The sequence below is a fragment of the Microcystis sp. LE19-84.1B genome, from assembly GCF_027531875.1.
In the GTDB taxonomy this organism is placed as follows: Bacteria; Cyanobacteriota; Cyanobacteriia; order Cyanobacteriales; family Microcystaceae; genus Microcystis; species Microcystis panniformis.
The window spans coordinates 1-3,811 of sequence record NZ_JAPZSR010000354.1 but is presented as its reverse complement, the minus strand read 5'-3'; the positions used below and the strand labels follow the sequence as shown (position 1 = coordinate 3,811).

Sequence of the window (3,811 nt, the reverse complement as noted above, 5' to 3'; positions counted from 1 at the left end):
GGTATGAATTGTGTAAAATATTTATTAATAAAAATAATTGGAACCCGCTCAGTCTTTAAACCTCTAGCTTGCTCATGACTTTTCTGATAAATATCTTTTGCAGAAAAATAAAAAACAGAAAGCGGAAAAAGAAGCAAAGCTAGAAGTTTTAAAGCGAAGTAAATATAGCCTGTTAAAAAATGAAGAAGATTTAACGGAACCCCAAAAAATCAAACTAGAAGCTATCAAAGAAAATTGACCAAATTTGAAAAAGATGCACGAGTTAAAGGAAGAATTTAGAAAGATTTATGAAACCTCAGAGAATCCGACAGAGGGAATGCTATCCATCTCGGAATGGTTGGCAAAATCCTCCAGTGTTTTTACCAAGAGTTGTCAAACAATCCGAAACTGGTTTGGAGAAATAATTAGTTATTTCGAGCAAAGGACAACGAATGGGGTGGTCGAGGGAATCAACAATAAACTTAAACTAATAAAACGGAGAGCCTATGGCTTGAGAAACTTTCGGAATTTTTGGGTTAGAAGTATGTTATCTTGGCATCTTGTATGTTGATTTAGCATAAAGGGTAACGAAGAGCCAAATATCATAATATTTATGAGGTTAAAATTATGCAACCTAGAAGCGTTATTCCGATCCGCCGCCAACAAATCTTCTCCTATCTTGCTCTAGCGGTTTTTTGCGCCACCTTAACCGCCAGTTGTAGTGATAATTCTGATATTTCTTCTGTCCCAGAAGTGCCTCCTAACGATGCGATTGCCGATCAACCTGTAGAAGCTATCTTTTACGAAAATGTCAGTCAATGTCAACAACAATTAACCAAACAACAACAGGCTGTTAATCAGGGGAAAAGTACCGTTACACCGAGCGCCCCGATCATAACACCAGAAGACTGTGAAGCACAACTAGCCCTAGCCTTACGGGAACACGAAAGTAATGCTCCCGTTTACGACACTTTGGAGCAATGTCAAACAGAGGGATTAACCTGTAGTCCCGCTACTGAAAATGGTGGTCAACCACGAACCGGCTACTATCCTAGTTTTGGCGGAACTTTTATCTATCCTAATACCTATGACTTCGTTTATTTTTATCATGGCGGTATCCAGCATCGTCTCTATCGTCCGACAACGGTTTATCAAGGCAACGCAGGCAATTTAGTCACCCCCTATGGTCGTAGTTTACCCCGTTACTCCCCAGGCACTAAAATTTTAGTTCCACAACATACTCGTTTTACGGCTCCCGCTCGACCTTCGGGGACTATTGGCTCAGGCGTTATTCGCGGTCGGTCTTCTACTGGATTTGGTTCCACCTATAAGGCCACAGGACGGGGTGGCATCGGTAAATAATAAATCTGGTTAAATAATCATCATAAAAACCACTCCAGACACAGAGGACACAGAGTGATATAAGAGGTGAATTATGCGAGTTATTCCTTTTCCGCGTCGTCCCTATTGGCAACAACATATCCGCCACCATGCCTATCAAGCAGAGGTTTTAAGCGATGCCTCTCAGGGTTACTGGGTGGAGGCGTTAAAACAACCTTTTTATCTTCAATTTTCTACCGAGGAGGAAACTCGATTAGCAGCAGCCACCGAAACTCTTGGCAAAATGTGTCAGGAATATTTAGATTGGTTTTTTACCGCAGAACAAGATGGTGCAGTGGAGCAAAGATTAGCCAGTTTACAAATCCATCCCGCTTATTGGCAGGCGATTCAATTATCCTGGGAACGCAGGGAACCAGAAGATTTATCCCTTTATCTGCGCTTTGATTTAGTTATGTCAGAAGCCAGTAATTCCTTGAAAATGATTGAGATTAATGCCGAGACTCCGTTGTTAGGGTGTGAACAGGTTTATCAATGGAATTGGTTACAGGATATGTTAAAGCGAAAAGACCACTCTTTGCCCGAGGATGCTAATCAATTTAATGATTTTTGGGATAAAGTTGCAGCACAATTAAGTCGGATTATTCAAGTATATCAGATGTCGGGGAAAGTTTTATCTTTCTTGGTTGATGAAAAGTTAACAGAGGATCAGGAAATGGCGGCTCAATTAATTCAAATGATTCAAGATGAGATTGATCCTCAGCAATATTGCCAGATAGTTTATCTCAGAGATCAATTGGATGAGCAAGGTCATCTACAACAGCGAGGAATTGGCATAGACGACCAGGGTTATTTGGTGGATCATTGTAATGAACGAATGCCCTGGATTTGGAAAATTTACGATTGGTCAGATTTACAAAATGATGTGGAAAACTTGGGTATGACTGATATTTTTGCCCGCCGTTTAGAATTAGGTGAGGTTAAGTTTTTAGAACCACTTTGGAAACAAGTTTTAGCCAATAAAGGTTCTCTCGTGTATTTCTGGGATTTATTTCAGGACAATCCTGATTATTCTCCTTATCTTTTACCGACTTATTTTGAGCAAGATCTGTCTCCCGCCGCCACTCGTTTAAGTTTAAATACCCATATTAAAAAACCGATATTGGGATTAGAAGGAGTCGCTACATCTATCCAAACAGGTTTTGGTTCGACTCTTGAAGCCAGAGAAAGCTTTGGTTATGGAAAAGAAGGGTTTATTATCCAAGAATATGTGTCTTTACCAATTGCATATAATTATTATTATGTAATTGGTAGTTGGTTAGTCGGAGGCTTAGAAGATGGAGAAGCCGCCGGGGTGATTATTCGGGGCGATCGCCTGAGAATTACCGGACGCTATTGTTTAATTATCCCGCATATTGTTTCCGATCAAGGGATCGTTTAAAGATTTTATAAATGAAACTGAAAGATTGTAAAAAAGCAAAAGCAATGAAATTAAAACTGCAACAAAAAACTTGGCGAGTTGATGACTGTATTCCTCTGCATTATCAATTAAACCCACAATTATTAAACCAGATTGATCCCAATTTACAACATCATTTTTGTTTATTATTAAGTCGAGATGTTTATAGTGAGGGAGATAGCCTTCCTCTCTGGAATTATTTATTAACTCGTAAAGCTGAATTTAGCGATGATTTCTGGCAAATGATGATCCAGTGGTTTGAAGATGAACAAAAACATTATGAAGCTTTGAGGCGAGTTTATCGGTTAATTTCTGGTATAAGTTTTAGAGAAATGGATCTGGTTTTCGCTGAACGTAACCACGAGATTGAACCGATCAAAGCACTTTTAACAGATGAATTTACTATCTTAGTTTCATTATTATTTGATGAGTTGGGATCTACGATTTCCTATCGTCGAGATTTATGGGAATATTATCGGCACTACGGCCCCGTTGTTCGTCAAGTTGGGAAATATCTCGTACAAGATGAGGGCAGCCATTTTCAAAATGCGGTAAAATTACTGAAATTTAGTCATCGCAATCGCCTGTGGGAAATTCCTGATTTATTAAAACAACTTGTCCAACTAGAAAAACAATTAGGTCGCTATTGTAAAACATTTTTTTTGGATCATGCACAGGAACAATTACGCTTTCCCACAAACTTTAATGCAGTAATTAGTCAGATAATTTTAGCCCAATTTGGTTTAGCAAAATATCCTGAACAGATTCAGAACCTTTGGCAATGGAAACTGGCGAGATGGGATTTTGTTCCCTAAGTAGTTTGTCCTCTAATTTTGCAGAACAATAGTCATTTAATCTTGATCTATCGTGTTTGGAATTAATAATCGAGAACATTAGAACTCTTGCAAATTAATTATATGTTATAATGATGGGTTAACTAATTTTCCCAAAAAAATTAGTTAACCAGTACATTAGTCCTGAATGAAAACTTGAAGTTTAACTTTTAACTCAAAACTCTTTAGATATGCTTTAATT

General features: G+C 38.3%; 3 protein-coding genes and 1 pseudogene. All 4 read left to right on the top strand.

Annotated elements, in window-relative coordinates; translation table 11 throughout:
- Window positions 1-100 precede the first annotated feature (100 nt).
- A pseudogene (locus O9324_RS20060) lies at window positions 101-550 on the top strand (ISL3 family transposase); the annotation flags it as partial.
- Window positions 551-606: 56 nt separating this feature from the next.
- Complete coding sequence (locus tag O9324_RS20055) at window positions 607-1,341, top strand: DUF1190 domain-containing protein (RefSeq protein ID WP_002760305.1); 735 nt, start codon at window positions 607-609, stop codon at window positions 1,339-1,341.
- A gap of 73 nt (window positions 1,342-1,414) precedes the next feature.
- Complete coding sequence (locus O9324_RS20050) at window positions 1,415-2,758, top strand: glutathionylspermidine synthase family protein (RefSeq protein WP_288141127.1); 1,344 nt, start codon at window positions 1,415-1,417, stop codon at window positions 2,756-2,758.
- Window positions 2,759-2,802: 44 nt separating this feature from the next.
- Window positions 2,803-3,591 carry a hypothetical protein gene (locus O9324_RS20045; protein WP_288056709.1) on the top strand — a complete coding sequence of 263 codons (789 nt, stop codon included), beginning with the start codon at window positions 2,803-2,805 and terminating at the stop codon, window positions 3,589-3,591.
- The last annotated feature ends 220 nt before the right edge of the window (window positions 3,592-3,811 follow it).

Coding starts and splice junctions, on each gene's coding strand:
- O9324_RS20055 (WP_002760305.1), top strand. CDS start 607: ATGCAACCTAGAAGCGTTATTCCGATCCGCCGCCAACAAATCTTCTCC.
- O9324_RS20050 (WP_288141127.1), top strand. CDS start 1,415: ATGCGAGTTATTCCTTTTCCGCGTCGTCCCTATTGGCAACAACATATC.
- O9324_RS20045 (WP_288056709.1), top strand. CDS start 2,803: ATGAAATTAAAACTGCAACAAAAAACTTGGCGAGTTGATGACTGTATT.